The sequence below is a fragment of the Arthrobacter sp. P4_F10 genome (genome assembly GCF_056401435.1).
The window spans coordinates 40,631-54,057 of the sequence record NZ_JBFUJJ010000003.1; the positions used below are offsets into that span (position 1 = coordinate 40,631).

11 protein-coding genes and 2 pseudogenes are annotated in these 13,427 nt (G+C 63.2%); 3 read left to right on the forward strand and 10 right to left on the reverse strand.

Going from position 1 to position 13,427, the window contains the following annotated elements; all coding sequences use genetic code 11:
- Positions 1-302 precede the first annotated feature (302 nt).
- Positions 303-934: pseudogene (locus AC1DR1_RS05065) on the forward strand (integrase core domain-containing protein); the annotation flags it as partial.
- Here the strand turns inward: AC1DR1_RS05065 and arfA are convergent.
- From arfA to AC1DR1_RS05090, 5 genes are all read right to left on the reverse strand, one after another.
- Positions 924-2,462, reverse strand: coding sequence for an arabinosylfuranosidase ArfA (gene arfA, locus AC1DR1_RS05070; protein WP_476967026.1), 1,539 nt, complete (start codon positions 2,460-2,462; stop codon positions 924-926). The pseudogene AC1DR1_RS05065 and the gene arfA sit on opposite strands and share 11 nt — an antisense overlap.
- A gap of 55 nt (positions 2,463-2,517) precedes the next feature.
- The gene (locus tag AC1DR1_RS05075) at positions 2,518-3,414 is read right to left on the reverse strand and encodes a carbohydrate ABC transporter permease (protein WP_229992027.1); all 897 of its coding nucleotides are present in this window, start codon (positions 3,412-3,414) and stop codon (positions 2,518-2,520) included.
- Between the two features lie 2 nt (positions 3,415-3,416).
- A complete protein-coding gene (locus tag AC1DR1_RS05080; RefSeq protein ID WP_364746345.1) occupies positions 3,417-4,376 on the reverse strand; it encodes a carbohydrate ABC transporter permease in 960 nt (319 codons plus the stop codon).
- A gap of 27 nt (positions 4,377-4,403) precedes the next feature.
- A complete protein-coding gene (locus AC1DR1_RS05085; protein WP_229992034.1) occupies positions 4,404-5,738 on the reverse strand; it encodes an ABC transporter substrate-binding protein in 1,335 nt (444 codons plus the stop codon).
- Between the two features lie 193 nt (positions 5,739-5,931).
- The gene (locus AC1DR1_RS05090) at positions 5,932-6,930 is read right to left on the reverse strand and encodes a LacI family DNA-binding transcriptional regulator (RefSeq protein ID WP_229992035.1); all 999 of its coding nucleotides are present in this window, start codon (positions 6,928-6,930) and stop codon (positions 5,932-5,934) included.
- Between the two features lie 176 nt (positions 6,931-7,106).
- Here AC1DR1_RS05090 and AC1DR1_RS05095 point away from each other — a divergent pair, with 176 nt between their 5' ends.
- Positions 7,107-8,363 carry an FAD-binding protein gene (locus AC1DR1_RS05095; protein WP_229992036.1) on the forward strand — a complete coding sequence of 419 codons (1,257 nt, stop codon included), beginning with the start codon at positions 7,107-7,109 and terminating at the stop codon, positions 8,361-8,363.
- A 118-nt stretch (positions 8,364-8,481) separates the two neighbouring features.
- Positions 8,482-8,604, forward strand: a pseudogene (locus tag AC1DR1_RS05100) (glycoside hydrolase family 3 C-terminal domain-containing protein); the annotation flags it as partial.
- A 274-nt stretch (positions 8,605-8,878) separates the two neighbouring features.
- Here the strand turns inward: AC1DR1_RS05100 and AC1DR1_RS05105 are convergent.
- From AC1DR1_RS05105 to AC1DR1_RS05125, 5 genes are all read right to left on the reverse strand, one after another.
- Positions 8,879-9,358: a hypothetical protein gene (locus tag AC1DR1_RS05105; protein WP_229992037.1), complete on the reverse strand. Its 480-nt coding sequence runs from the start codon at positions 9,356-9,358 to the stop codon at positions 8,879-8,881.
- Positions 9,359-9,466: 108 nt separating this feature from the next.
- The gene (locus tag AC1DR1_RS05110; protein WP_476992258.1) at positions 9,467-10,036 is read right to left on the reverse strand and encodes a DM13 domain-containing protein; all 570 of its coding nucleotides are present in this window, start codon (positions 10,034-10,036) and stop codon (positions 9,467-9,469) included.
- A gap of 200 nt (positions 10,037-10,236) precedes the next feature.
- Positions 10,237-11,007 carry a GOLPH3/VPS74 family protein gene (locus AC1DR1_RS05115; protein ID WP_476992259.1) on the reverse strand — a complete coding sequence of 257 codons (771 nt, stop codon included), beginning with the start codon at positions 11,005-11,007 and terminating at the stop codon, positions 10,237-10,239.
- A gap of 246 nt (positions 11,008-11,253) precedes the next feature.
- Positions 11,254-12,105 carry a phosphatidylinositol-specific phospholipase C/glycerophosphodiester phosphodiesterase family protein gene (locus AC1DR1_RS05120; protein ID WP_229992040.1) on the reverse strand — a complete coding sequence of 284 codons (852 nt, stop codon included), beginning with the start codon at positions 12,103-12,105 and terminating at the stop codon, positions 11,254-11,256.
- A gap of 163 nt (positions 12,106-12,268) precedes the next feature.
- On the reverse strand, positions 12,269-13,153 hold the full coding sequence (locus AC1DR1_RS05125) for a potassium channel family protein (RefSeq protein WP_229992041.1): 885 nt from the start codon (positions 13,151-13,153) through the stop codon (positions 12,269-12,271).
- Between the last annotated feature and the right edge of the window lie 274 nt (positions 13,154-13,427).

Genomic DNA, 13,427 nt, shown 5'->3' on the forward strand with positions numbered 1-13,427 from the left:
GACCTGCTTCTCATTGCAATCGCGGCCATGCCGATGCCAATCAGCTCGGCGTAAAGGAACAAAACGTCGACCACTCCACCTGGAGCCACGCCAGCGCTACTGTGCGAAAGGGCACGCTGGTAATACACTGAGCCGCCGTGCAGGTAGTGCGGACGACGGCGGGACCTCCCGCCGTCGTCCGCTTGCGTTTGGCCGCTCCCCTAGGGCGCTGACCAGCCGCCGTTGGTTCGGTGAATGTGATGACTCGCTGGAGTCGTTGACACAGAGGTGAGGACCTCCGGTTGCACAGTGGAGTTGCTTAACATGAGACGCCGGGGGCGATGATCCATGTGGATGTGAAGAAGCTCGGCAACATCCCCGACGGCGGTGGATGGCGCTACGTCGGCCGGCAACATGGCGGCGCGAACCGGGCAGGAACCCCGGACAAACCGCGCAGCAGACATCGCGGCCCGCTGATCGGCATCGCCTACGTGCACACCGTCATCGATGACCACTCACGGGTCGCCTACGCCGAAATCCACAGCGACGAAACAGCAGCCACCGCAGTCGGAGTGCTCAGGCGGCCCGTGTCCTGGTTCGCCGCCCGCGGCGTCACCGTCGAGCGGGTTCTCTCCGACAACGGCTCAGCCTACAAATCCCACCTCTGGCGCGACACCTGCCGGGAGCTGAACATCAAGCCGAAGAAGACCAGGCCCTACCGCCCCAGACCAACGGAAAAATCGAACGCTTCCATCGCACCCTCGCTGACGGGTGGGCATTCAAACGCTTCTACGTCAGCGAATCAGCCCGCAGAAACGCCCTCCCGGCATGGTTGCACCACTACAATCACCACAGGCCCCACACCGCAATCGGAGGCCACCCGCCCATCAGCCGCTTGACCAACCTCCCTGGGCAGTACACCCAAAGCTGCTGCGGGCATGTGGTCAGTTCTTGATGACCTCCAGCTCAATCACAGCCCAGGACAGCGCCGGCAGCGTTGCCCGAAGTTCGGAGCCGCTCGCCTTCGCCCCTGCCAGCGGCCGGAGCCCCACCTGGTCCGGGCTGCCCTGAGTATTGACCGTGAAACGGTCCCCGCCTTCGGGTATTTCCAGGACCTCCGCGCGGAGAACTTGGCGGGCGTCAAAGCCGCGCAGGGCGACTTCAATATCTGCCGCTTCCTCCAGTCCGCGGTTGGCGAAGAACAGCGCCACCCGGCCCGTTTCCTCGTTCCACGTCGCACTGACATCCACGAGGTCGGTGCCGCCGAACCGCGCATTTTCGTACTTGTCCGAGTCAACGGACAGGCGCAGGATCTGGCCCTTGGCCAGTTCGGCCATGCGCGCGAAGGGGTGGAAGATGGTCTGCCGCCAGGCCGGGCCGTTTTCCTCGCTGAGGATCGGGGCGATGACGTTGACCAGCTGTGCCTGGTTGGCGATCTTGACCCGGTCGCCGTGGCGGAGCAGCGAGTTGAGCAGGGTTCCGACGACCACGGCATCTGTCACGTTGTACTTGTCCTCAATGACCCTGGGGTGCTCACGCCAGCCGGCCTTGGCCACCTGGTGCGGCTGGTCCTCGGTGTCGAGGCCGCGCTGGTACCAGACGTTCCACTCGTCGAAGGACAGGTTGATGGTCTTCTTGTGCTTTCCCTTCGCGCGGACGGCATCGGCAGTTGCGATGACTGATTCGATGAAATAGTCAGTGTCCACTGCGCTGGCGAGGAAGCTGCCAACGTCGCCCTCATGCTCCTGGTAGTAGGCATGCAACGAGATGTAATCCACTTCCTCGTAGGTGTGGGTCAGTACTGTCTGTTCCCAGGCTCCGAACGTGGGCATACCGGAGCTGGAGCTTCCGCAGACCACCAGTTCGATGTCCGGATCCACGAACCGCATCGCTTTGGCCGCCTCCTGGGCCAGCCGGCCGTACTCATTCGCGGTCTTGTGGCCGATCTGCCAGGGCCCGTCCATTTCATTGCCGAGGCACCACAGCTTGATGTTGAACGGGTCCTTATGCCCGTTCTTGGCGCGCAGGTCCGACAGATAGGTCCCTCCGGGATGGTTCGCGTACTCCACGATCTCGCGCGCCGCATCCACACCCCGGGTGCCCAGGTTGATGGCTTCCATGATTTCGGTCCCTGCCTGGCGTGACCAGTCCACGAACTCGTGCAGTCCGAAGGCGTTCGTCTCCAGGGTGTGCCAGGCGCCGTCGAGCCGTCGTGGGCGGCCTTCCCGGGGACCTACCCCGTCTTCCCAGTTATATCCGGACACGAAGTTGCCGCCGGGGTAGCGGATGACAGTGGCCCCGAGTTCCTTGACGAGCTTGAGCACGTCCTGGCGGAAACCGTTTTCGTCGGCCTCCGGGTGGCCCGGTTCGTAGATTCCGGTGTAAACGCAGCGGCCCATGTGCTCAACGAAGGAGCCAAAAAGGCGGCGGGGCACTTCCCCGATGGTGAAGTCTCGGTCCAGGGTGATTCGTGCGCGGGACATGTGGCGTATCTCCTTTTGGTTGAACAGGTTCGTTGGAAGTAATCGGAGGTCAGGTTCAGGTGCCGGCGAGCCCGGTGGTCGCAACGCCCTTGATGATCTGGCGCTGGAAGAACAGGAAGACCAGGATGAGCGGCAAGGCCGCGAGCAGTGCGGATGCCATGTTTTGCGCGTACTGGATGCCATAGGCACTCTTAATGGTCTGCAGTCCAACCGGAAGGGTCAGGATGGACCCATCGTTCGTGGAGATGAAGGGCCAGAGGAAGTTGTTCCACGCGCTGATGAAAACGAAGATCGCGACGGCGGCGAGAATGGGGCGTGAGAGCGGCAGGATGACCTGAATGAAGATCCGCATCCGGCTGGCACCATCCATCACCGCAGCTTCCTCGAGTTCACGCGGGATCTGATCAAAGAACTTTTTGAGCACGAACACCATGGCGGGGTGGATGACCTGCGGCAGGATGACGGCCCAGGCCGTGTCGATCATGTGGAGCGCCACCATCTGATAGAACAGCGGAATCATCAGCACTGGCGGCGGGATGATGATCGAGGCGATGATCACCGTCATCAGGACTTTTTTGCCCCGGAAATCGATGCGGGACAAGGCGTAGGCGACCAGCGCGGAGATGACCAGCGTGATCGCGGTGATGGCGGCCGAGGTGTAGAGGGAATTCCACGTCCACAGCGGGATATTGCCGTCTTGGAACACTTTGACGAAAGCATCCGCGGTAAAGCCCGACGGCGGGATCCAGCTGACCTTCGGCGCTGCGGCGTCGGTCTCGGACTTGAAGGCGGTAACCGTGGCCCAGGCGAAGGGAACGAGCCACAAGACTGCCAGGAGCGCCGCGACCGCGGTGACGGCGGCCTTGCCGGCCGTGATCTTCCTGCGGGGTTTTCGGGCCGCTGCTGCGCCGGCGGTGTGCGGGGCGGGGCGGGTGAGTGTCTGGGTTGCCATGGTTATGCACTCCTGCGGCGCGTGATGACGAACTGCATGACCGAGACGATCACGATCAGCCCGAAGAAAATGTAGGAGACGGCTGCGGAGTAGCCCAGCCGGTAGCCGGTAAACCCGGTTTCGAAGATGTACTGCACCACTGGCCTGGTGGAACCGCTGGGGCCGCCAGCCGTCATCTGGTACACCTGATCAAAGATTTTCAGTGATGCCAGAATCTGGAGGAGGACGATCATCACGGTGGTCGGAGCCAGCTGCGGCAGGGTGATGGAGAAGAACTGCCGCCAGGCTCCGGCCCCGTCCAGGGATGCCGCCTCGTAGTGCTGGTGGGGGATGTTCTGCATGGCCGCCAGGTACAAGAGAAAGTTGAAGCCGACGGTCCACCACAGCGTGGCGATGACGATCGCCCACATCGCCACGTTCGGGTCGTTCAGCCAGGCCACCTTCGGAAGCCCGATTTTCGCCAGGGAGTCGTTGATCAGCCCCAGCTGCGGGTTGTACATCCAGGTAAAGAACAGTGAGACCACGGTCGAGGCGAGCAGGTACGGCGCAAAGTAGGAGAGCCGCCACAGCCATTGCGCGGGCAATCCGACGTTAAGCAGGGCGGCCATGATCAAGGCGACGATCACCAAGGGAACCGTGCTTATCACCGTGAAGTAGAGCGTGTTGCCCAGGGAACGCCACATGTCCGCATCGGCCAAGGCCTCGGCGTAGTTGGCCAGGCCAATCAGGTTGTCGTTGGCGCCAGTAAGGGACTTGCCTGTCAGGCTCATGAAAAGGCCGTAAAGAATGGGCCAGACCAGGAAGACAAGGAAGAACGCCAGGAAAGGGGCGGCGAAGCCCCAGCCGGTCAGGTTGTCCCTGGCTTGACGGGACGGGGCCGGACCGGGCTGTGGACGGGTCCGGGTTGGACGGGAAGATGCCGTACGCTCTGCGCTCCGGCCGGATGTTGCTAAGGAACTCATCAGGGACTCCTTTGTCACTCGGGTGGCTCAGACCGGGTTGGGCCGGGAGAGAAGGGTGTTGGTGCGGCGCACGAATGCGTCCCAACCGTCGGCGGCCTTGTCGCGGCCGAGGAGTACGTTCTGCACGTTTTCCGCAAAGTAGGTTTGCCAGTCCGAGCCGGAGCCGCTGAACCAGGATTCCGGATCGTAATTGATAATGTCCGCCGCGTTGGCGTAGTGAATCTGGGGAGTGAGTTCCCGGTACGCATGTGACTGCACAATCGGCTGATAGGCCGGAATGTGTCCGGCTTCCGCCCAGGACAGCGACCCCTTGAGGACATCGCTCACGAACTTGTACACGTCGCGCCGCTTCCCGTCGTCGGCGTTTAGTTGCCGCGGCAGGACAAAGGAATGAGAGTCAGCATAGGCAGCCGGCGTCCCGTAGAGCGTGGGGATAGTTGCCGCGTCGACCGGCAGACCGGCCTTCTTGAAGGTGGGGAGTTCCCAGACGCCGCTGAAGAGCATGCCAGAACCGCCACGGGCAAATTCGGCGATGCCCGTACTGATGTCCCCGCTCTTGGCGGCTATGGTGTCGTCGAACAGTGATGCCATGAATTCCAGGGACTCGACCGCCGCATCCCTGTCAGCCTTCATCGGTTGCCCCGGGGTGAGTTCCATGTCCACACCGTGCTGCTTGTAGAGGGTGTAGAAGAGACGCCACATCTGGGACCCGCTGCCAAGGTAGCCGAAGGACAGGCCGTGCGCCTGTGTCACCTTCTGCATCTCGCGGGCCATCGAGAGGAACTCCTGCGGGGAACTTGCAGCCTGCAGTTGCCCGTCGGCGGCCAGCACCCCGGCCTTGCCGGCGACGTCGGTGTTGTAGAACATGACGAACGGGTGCGAGTCCAGGGCGATGGAAAAAACCTGGCCGTTCTGCTGGCTCTTGTCCCAGATCCTCGGTGCGAAGCTCTGGGAAGTCACGCCGTGTTCTGCCAGCAAGGACATGTCCCACGGGTCAATGAGTCCCCCTGGGGCGTAGCCGGGGACCCGGCTGGCATGCATGATGGCCAGTTCCGGCGGGCGGCCTCCGGCTGACGCCATCGCCAGCTTGGTGTAGTACGGCGGACCCCACGCCAGGACGGTCGGATGGACGGTGAAACCGGGGTTGCCGGCGTTCGCCTTACTGATCATTGCCTGCATCTTGATGCCGTCACCGCCGGACAGCAGATGCCAGAACGCAATGTCCCGCACGGCCGCCGCCGAGGCGGTACCGCCGCAGCCCGTGAGACCGGCCGCCGCGAACACGCTGCCGAGAGCCGCCGAACCTGCCAGTAACTGCCGCCGGGTCACTTGCTTGCCGGCAAAAAAGTCAATCTGCTTCACCCGTCACTCCTTTGGATGGGTCCGCTGAAAATAATCCTGATGGCACAAAACACTGCCGTTCCGGTGCGCTGAAATCCCGGGAGCGGCAGGTGCGATGTGACGCGGGACTCACATTACATCGATGTAAAACGGACCACAAGAGAAAATTGTTAGCGTGAACAATCTGATGCAGCCATCTCATTTGGGAGCGCGTTTAGCCGCTGCTGTCCCGCTCCACGATTTTGTAGTCGACGGTGACCACCCTCTGCTCGCCGACACGGTCAGCCATCCGCTCGGTGAGCAGGCGGAGGGCTTCGCTGGCCACCCGGCGCTTGTCGAAGGAAACGGTGGTGAGGGATGGCACGGCATACTGCCCGTCGGCGATATCGTCAAAGCCCGCCACGGCAACGTCGGACGGAACGCTGATTCCCCTCTTCCACAACACGCTCATCGCGCCAATGGCCATGGAGTCGGTGAAGCAGAACAGCGCCTCGGGGAGCGGGTGGGAGTCCAGATAGGAGGCGAGCGCGACGGCAGCCGTGTGTGGTGTCCATTTTTCGCACGGGATGAGCAGTGAGTCGTCCCGGTCAATGCCGAGCTCTTCGAGCGCGGCACGGTAGCCACGGGTCCGCAGGATTGCCGCGGCGGAGCCTCGGCCTTCCGCAGTTCCGAGCACGGCAATACGACGCCGGCCGGTCCTGGCAAGCGCCAGGGTCATGTCACGGGCGGCAGCAACGCTGTCCACCCACACACGGTCGGCCAGCTTCTGGGACACCTCACCCAGCAGGACCACCGGGGGCAGTGAGACTCCCACCTTGACGGCACTCTCATCCAGCACCACCGGGTTGAGGATCAGGCCATCAATGAGGTTGGACCGCGCGCGGGACATCAGTTCGTATTCGCGCCGGGGATCGGAACCGGTTTCCTCGATCTGGACGCTCCAGCCTTGCTCGTGGGCAACTTCCACCACGTTGTGCGCAATCTCGGCCGAGTAAGGGGTCGCCAGGTCCGGTAGGGCCAGGGCGATAACACCCGACCTGCCGTTGCGCAGTCCGCGGGCGGAAAGGTTGGGCACATAATCGAGTTCCAGAATGGCCTGCTCCACCTTGACCCTGGTGGCTCCGCTGACCGGAACAATCCCGTTCATCACGTTCGAGACAGTCTTGGGTGAGACGCCGGCACGACGCGCGACGTCCTTGACCGTTGCGCGCACTGCTYCCCTTTCAAAGCATCCTGGGCCAAAGCCAAGCGGCCAATGGCTGCTGCTGCGGATGACCTGCTGACGATGTTACCCGTCTCGGYGGGTTGCGGCGGAAACGTCTTGACAGGAAAATTGTTAGCGCTCACAGTGGTGAGAGCGAAACGTACCTTCACCGGAAAGCCGAATGAATGAAGAACTGGGCAGGCAACCTCAACTACTCATCAGCGGACGTTATGCGCCCGGCGTCGGTGGCTGAACTCGCCCGCGTGGTGGAGCGCGCCGACCGGGTCAAGGCCCTGGGATCGCGGCACTCCTTCAACCGCATGGGGGACACCGACGGTGTGCACGTGCTGCTGGACGCCCTGCCGCAGCACATCGAACTGGACTCAGAACGGAAGACGGTCCGCGTCAGCGGCGGCGTGAGCTACGGCGCCCTGTGCCGCACGTTGCAACAGTCCGGCGTCGCCATCCACAATCTGGCTTCGCTGCCCCACATTTCCGTGGCAGGAGCAGTCCAGACGGGCACCCACGGCTCTGGTGTGAACAACCCCGCCTTGGCCGGGGCGGTGGAGGGCATTGAGCTGGTCCGGCCCTCCGGCGAGCAGGTATCGCTGACCCGCGCGGACGGAGAGGAGTTTTTGGGCAGCGTGGTGGGTCTGGGCGCCCTTGGCATCGTCACCGGCCTCCAGCTTGCCGTCCGGCCGAGCTTCAGCATGCGCCAGCGTGTTTTGGAGAACCTGCCGTGGGAACGGGCACTGGCGGACTTCACTCAGCTGGTGTCCAGCGCCTACAGCGTGAGTCTATTCACCGATTACGCAGGCGATTGCATCAGCCAAGTCTGGCTCAAGGCGGTGGACTCGGAGCCTCCCATCGGTGAACTGTTCGGCGCCACGGCCGCCATCTGCCCCCGGCACCCTTTGCCGGGGATGTCGGCCGAGAACTGCACAGTCCAGATGGATGAGCCCGGGCAATGGCTGGACCGGCTGCCGCACTTCCGCCACGAGTTCACGCCCAGCAAGGGTGAGGAACTGCAGAGCGAATTCCTCCTGCCGCTGGAGCAGGCCCCTGCTGCACTCCAGGTGGTGCGGAGTCTGGCGGACAAACTTGCACCCCTGCTTTATGTCTCGGAAATCCGGACCGGCGCCGCAGATGAATTCTGGCTCAGCCCCTTCTACCGGCAGCAGAGCGTTGCCCTGCACTTCACCTGGAAGCCGCTGCAGCCGCAGGTGGAAGCCGTTCTGCCGCAGCTCGAGGACCTGCTTCGGCCGTTCGGGGCCAGGCCGCACTGGGGCAAGCTTTTCACGCCCGGCGGTCACGACTGGGAGTCCCTCTACCCCCGCTTTGCGGACTTCCGCGCGCTGGCATCGGCGCACGATCCGGAGGGAAAATTCCGCAACGGGCTGCTGGACAGCATCCTCGGCGTCCCGGTGGTGAACTCACGCTAAGCGGCTGGCCACACGGCTTAAGCGCTCCAGCACACACAACCAGTCCTGCAGACGGTCGACGGCGGGACGTCCCGCCGTCGTCCGTCTGCGTTTCTACGGCGCGGAACGGGGCCAGTCAGCCGCCGCCATCATCGAAGCGTTCAGCCCCGGCATGCAGGGCGGCCGGGCCATCGCCGAACTTGTCCTCGGCCTGGTCGACCCCACCGGGCGTCTCCCGATCTCCTTCGCCCGCCACGCCGGCGTTTGAGAAGTAGATACCTACCGAGCGGACGACGGCGGCACGCGCCGGCGTCGTCCGCTTGCGTTTAGTGCCGCACTTTTACAGCGCCGACCGGCGGCGGAAACCCAGGTCCGCAACTATCGGCGCGGCATTAGAAATGCCAACTCCGCAACGCACAGTAAGAACATGAAATCACTACTAAGCGATGACGTCGTCGCCGTACGTGGCGTCTTAACAGATCACACCCGGTCGATATTCATGCTCTTGGGCTAACAGGCCCGGAGTCTTGATCGCCTCAGGTCCGGTCCTCGGGTGGTGGGGTGGTGTCCGCCTCGGGGTTCGCGCCGCTGGTACGCTGCGCATTCACGGCGGGGACCGGTTCCTCATGGGCCGGCCGAAAAAAGTGCCAGGCCGCGAGTCCCACGGTCACCGCGACGGCCACCGCCCCGGCGATCAACCAGGCTTTCCCGGACGCTGTCCGCCTTGACTTAGCCGGCGCCGGGGCAACATTAGGTGCGACCCGCTTCAGACCTTCGTGGACACGGGGAACCAGAGTTTCCACTCCGCCGGCGAGTTCGTCAGCGAGCCGCCGCAGACCGGCCTGGATCCTCGGGGACGCGGATTCAATCCCGGCATCAAGCCCCTCGACCACTTTTTGCAATGCCGCCTCGACCTCGGGAGTGGCCCACTCCTTCCCCTTGGTGAGCTGAGAAATGAGGTTCTCTGAAAGATGGCGGACCTGATCGGCCTGGGCCGTGGGTTTTGCCGTGCGCATCGGTGCCTCCTCGGTGTGATGAATGCCCATAGCCTACGGCGGCCGGCGCCATCGAAAAAGGCCCCGTCGTTGACTCATGGGAAGGTCCGCGTGGCCGGATTCGTTGCCTCATTTGTCTCGGGATGTGAGTTGAGCCCCTCCGAATGACACCGCGAATTGAACGCACCATAGATCGACGGACTTGTACTTGGACAGATCAACGTCATCGGAGATTTTGTACACTTGGTTGCCTTGGTTTCCCTTGATTAAGCCGAGGTCAACGTGGTCGGCGGAGCCAGCGGTGAACCACCCGCCCGGTCCCTCCACCACGTCTGCGGCGCTCAGCCAGACGTGCACATCCGGCCCGTTGGAGGTGTCCAGACTCTCCAATGCAAGCACGCGCGAGCCGTCCGGCTGTTCAATGATCCGAACGGCTCCGGTCGTCGTATGTTCATGGCTGATGAACGAACCTTCAGCGAGCTGGACCGGGCCGGAGGGCATCTCGGCAGTACTGGACCCGGATGGTTCTGCCTGCTCCGCGGAGGCGGCAACGAACGGGATCTCTTCATCCACCCGGACGTCGACAAACAGAAGCCAGGGTTTGAACACCGCCAGTCCGATAGCCAGCACAACAACGGCAACCGCCGCCGCGGCGATGACCCAGACCCGCTTGCGCCCACCGGACTTCACTGTGGACATCTAGCATTCCCCGATAGTGAAAAGACCAGGTCCGAAGTTATCTGCGCTCATGAAACCATCGTCCGCGTGCTTATCGTTGCGGGCAACGGGCTGAACACGCCGGAGACACGGCCACGATGTTGGTGATGGTGAGGTTCGGGCGGCGGGCTCCTGGAGTCCACGCAGACCGCCGACTCCGTGCCCAGCGATTTCAGGCAGCCTCATATGCCTGGTTCTTCTTCCTCCGCCAGTCTGATCATGCGCAGTTCGTCCTCCACCGCATGGGAAGGCCAATAGCCCTTCGCCAGCTCACTTGCCCGGATTTTATCTGCTGCCGGTACGAGCTTGCCGAGCAGCCCGGCAGCCTGAAGCAGGGCGATCAGCGCTGTGGTCCTGGCATCGGGTGCCTTGACATCTGGCTTCGCGGCCTCGGTCGCCGAGGCGTCAGTCGGGGTGGAATCAGACGCCCCAGCCTCAGTCGTGATAACAGGCGCCTCAGCCTCAGCAGTGGCATCAGGCGCCTCGGCATCAGCCGGCGCACCGCCGAGTGCGGCCTGGATCTTTTTCAGGAGCGCCGCCTCCGGAGCGTGGTCCTTCTCCGGGTACCGCACGGTCCGGAACAGACCCAGGTGTTTTTCGCCGACGTGTTCCACGATGCCCAGTGCCGCCATCCCTTCGTACACACGCTGCACTTCGGCGCGGCCCTCCAGCATGGAGACCCACCGCTTGGGAGTGTGGGGCCGAGACTTGCCCCGGATGAGTTCCAGTTCGTGCTGGAGGTCCGTTTGCGGGGAGGTGCCGGTAGCCCTGACGTGCTTCCCCTGCAGCCCGATTGCACCGATCAGGTCCAGCTCGGCCAATATCGCCCCTGCCATCGTGGTCCTGAGTGCGTACATCGGCACCGAAGGTTTGCCGTCTTGGTCGTTCGTTGCGAGAAGGAGGAAGGCCTGGGGAAGGTTCAGCTCCGCCACCTTCGGCGTTTCAGCGTTCATACGAACATGGTGGCGCGGTTGGGCAGCCGCCACAATGATGATTTACAAGCATCCACGTCGGCGTCTACGTCGCCCTGCCCCTGGCCAACCGCCTCCAACAGTTTCCGGCCCCAGTGAGCGGACGACGGCGGGACCTCCCGCCGTCGGCCGCTCTCGGCTGCCGGGGGCAGCGGCGTACACACTTGCGAAATCGGGTGCAGCCGCTGCTACATTCCGAAACTCTGCTGGACCTAGTGGACCTTGGTCCTACGGCTGCTGGGCTTTGAGGAACCTTTCGAGTGCTGCGAGGTCGTCAGTGTTGACGTGGTCAACACCCGCCCGGTGAAGCTCGGTCCAAAGAGCTTCACGTGCCTCGCCCGGCTGGTCCGGAGTCGCCCAGAAGCGGACCCGGTGTCCCTTGGCGTGTGCGTCCGCGACATAGGCGTGGAGTTTGGCGCGTTCCGCCTCGGGCATCGGGCCAACACCCTGCCACGTGAACAGCTTTGTCCAGTTGTCACTGACCAGCGGCATGAGCGTTGACGGCATCCCGGAAGCAAGGTCGGCTGAGCGTCCGTCGAAGAACCCGTAGCGTTTGTCTTCCGCCTGCATGGTCATCAGCGGCCTGTTGCCGCTGATCACGGCGGTCACCGCGCCCGTGCTGACTTTGCCCTTGCTGTAACGGGTCATGAGAGCCGGGTGCTTGCTCAGTTCCTGCTCGATCGCAGCGTAGGTGCTCTCGCCGTCGCTCTTGATGTCTATCAGCAGCTGCAGGCTGCCGTCCCAGCCAGGATAGACGCTGTGGCCTTCCTGCTGGACAAGGTTGTCCAACGGATCCAGGTACAGGCTCGCCAGGGTCTTTCCAGGCTGCGCGTTCTCCCGGTCGTGTGCGACCAGAAGTTCTCCGTCAACTAGCCAAACGTCCGCCTCGACGCTGGTGAACCCATGCTCCAAGGCGTCAAACAGCGGACGGCCGTGCTCGTAGTCGTTGTGCGCATGGGCCTCCAGCAGCGGCTGGTCCAGCACAACATCCCGGGATGAGGTTGCGGCAGACGAGGGGACGGCGATTCCGGTCAGGGACGTGAGGGCCACGAGCGCGGCGACAGCACTTTTGATAAGCACGGGGTTCTCCTTGGTGCGGTTCAGGGGGCATGGTTCAGCTCGACCGATCAGGCGCGCCGATGCCTCAAACAGGCTCCCCGATCCGCACTAACAGGGAAGGGCCACGCGGTGGAGGGCCGGTAAACAGCAGTGAACGGCCACGCTGAGCCGTTTGGAATCCAACTTATTCAGGGTCGGCCTTACGGTGCCGGTGGTGCAGTTGATAGCTGTGGAACACGGCAGAAGAGGTACTCCCCTCATGCCCGAAGTTCCCGCGGAGAACCTCGGCGAGATCCTCCAGCGCTGCGTATAGCATCCGTCCGGCGAAGCGGAGTTCTGCGTTGTCATGGTCCCGGGCTTCAGTAGCCAGGTGCTGTGCATACGTCACGGTGGCCGGCAGCGACCCCCTGCGCTCTGCTTCGTGGAAGTAGTAGGTTTCATGGAAGGACAGCAGGTCTATGCTCACCGATGCCACGTTTCCGGCCAGGGATTCGAGCAACACCGCGGCATGTGCCGGAGTCAGCGACGAGAGACCTTCGGCCCCGGCCGCTTCCCTGAACTGGCTCAGCCGGTGGGCCAAAGCCCGGCGACGGCTAAGGGCAGGGTAGGTCTGCAGTATCCAGGACACCGTAGCGGTTAGAAGCCCAAAACCGGCCACGGCCTCGGCGGCCGCGACCAGCCTAAGCAGAGGCAGTGCCGGCACGATGTCACCGTAGCCGACTGTAGAGAGGGCGACCATCGAGATGTAGAGGGCTTCAGTGAAATCGCCGTGCTGCGCCACCCCGTCTCCGTACACGAATCCTGCAGGCAGAAACGGGAAATACACCAGAGCCCAGCCCAGAATAGCCAGGGCGGCCCAGGCACCGATCACGGCAGCCATGGCGAGAGGGGCTGCGATTGTCGATGCCCGTCCCCGGACTTTATTAGTTAACAGCCAGAGTCCCCGGATTATCGCCTTGCAGACCGGGCCTGTCCCGCGCGGATACAGGAGTGTGTGGAAGACATCCGTGACCATCAGCAGAATCAGGCCTGCCCCGGCCATGATCCAGAGTGCGTCGGTGAAATCCATGCTTCAGCTTAAGGGTCCGAAGCCCTCGCGTTACGGCACCCGGCGCGAGACCGTGGCCGCGCAAGTCAGAATAAGTCGGTATTGACCTGCTGCCGCTCCCCTACAGCGCCGACCAGCCGCCGTCGGAGGCAAGGACGCGCCGTTGATGTTGGTCCCGTCGTCGCTGAGCAGGAAGGCCGTCCTCTGGCCTGTGAGAACCGCCTCAAACCAATACGGGCGCAGCCGGGAGCCGGCCGCGGTGAGGTAAAGTTATCTGTTCGTAACATAATCTGAC

Coding starts and splice junctions, on each gene's coding strand:
- AC1DR1_RS05110 (WP_476992258.1), bottom strand. CDS start 10,036: ATGTCCACAGTGAAGTCCGGTGGGCGCAAGCGGGTCTGGGTCATCGCC.
- AC1DR1_RS05095 (WP_229992036.1), top strand. CDS start 7,107: ATGAAGAACTGGGCAGGCAACCTCAACTACTCATCAGCGGACGTTATG.
- AC1DR1_RS05105 (WP_229992037.1), bottom strand. CDS start 9,358: ATGCGCACGGCAAAACCCACGGCCCAGGCCGATCAGGTCCGCCATCTT.
- arfA (WP_476967026.1), bottom strand. CDS start 2,462: ATGTCCCGCGCACGAATCACCCTGGACCGAGACTTCACCATCGGGGAA.
- AC1DR1_RS05080 (WP_364746345.1), bottom strand. CDS start 4,376: ATGAGTTCCTTAGCAACATCCGGCCGGAGCGCAGAGCGTACGGCATCT.
- AC1DR1_RS05075 (WP_229992027.1), bottom strand. CDS start 3,414: ATGGCAACCCAGACACTCACCCGCCCCGCCCCGCACACCGCCGGCGCA.
- AC1DR1_RS05115 (WP_476992259.1), bottom strand. CDS start 11,007: ATGAACGCTGAAACGCCGAAGGTGGCGGAGCTGAACCTTCCCCAGGCC.
- AC1DR1_RS05125 (WP_229992041.1), bottom strand. CDS start 13,153: ATGGATTTCACCGACGCACTCTGGATCATGGCCGGGGCAGGCCTGATT.